This is a genomic window from Citrobacter sp. TBCS-14 (assembly GCF_005280805.1).
In the GTDB taxonomy this organism is placed as follows: Bacteria; Pseudomonadota; Gammaproteobacteria; order Enterobacterales; family Enterobacteriaceae; genus Citrobacter; species Citrobacter gillenii.
Genome location: NZ_SZWM01000603.1, coordinates 1 through 606 on the forward strand (window position 1 = coordinate 1; position 606 = coordinate 606).

1 pseudogene is annotated in these 606 nt (G+C 58.3%); it reads left to right on the forward strand.

Annotated elements, in window-relative coordinates:
• Positions 1-606: pseudogene (locus FDX22_RS20200) on the forward strand (excinuclease ABC subunit UvrA); the annotation flags it as partial.

The following is a 606-nucleotide window of genomic DNA, read 5'->3' on the forward strand; positions in this document are numbered from 1 at the left end:
GTTCCCAATTGCGCAGACGGCGCTGAACGGTGCGACGCTGGCGGAACCTGCGCCGTATCGCGATGTTCAGGGTCTGGAACATTTCGACAAAGTCATCGATATTGACCAAAGCCCGATTGGCCGTACGCCGCGCTCTAACCCGGCAACCTACACCGGCGTGTTTACGCCAGTGCGCGAACTGTTTGCCGGCGTGCCGGAGTCACGTGCGCGCGGTTACANCAGGGCGCTTCAGCTTTAACGTGCGCGGTGGACGTTGTGAAGCCTGTCAGGGCGACGGCGTAATCAAAGTTGAGATGCACTTCCTGCCGGATATCTACGTGCCGTGTGACCAGTGCAAAGGCAAGCGCTATAACCGTGAAACGTTGGAGATCAAGTACAAGGGCAAGACTATCCACGAAGTGCTGGATATGACGATTGAAGAAGCCCGTGAGTTCTTCGATGCCGTTCCGGCGCTGGCGCGTAAGCTGCAAACGCTGATGGACGTTGGCCTGACGTACATCCGACTGGGTCAGTCCGCAACGACCCTCTCTGGCGGTGAGGCGCAGCGCGTGAAGCTGGCGCGTGAGTTGTCAAAACGCGGTACCGGGCAAACGCTGTATATTCTCG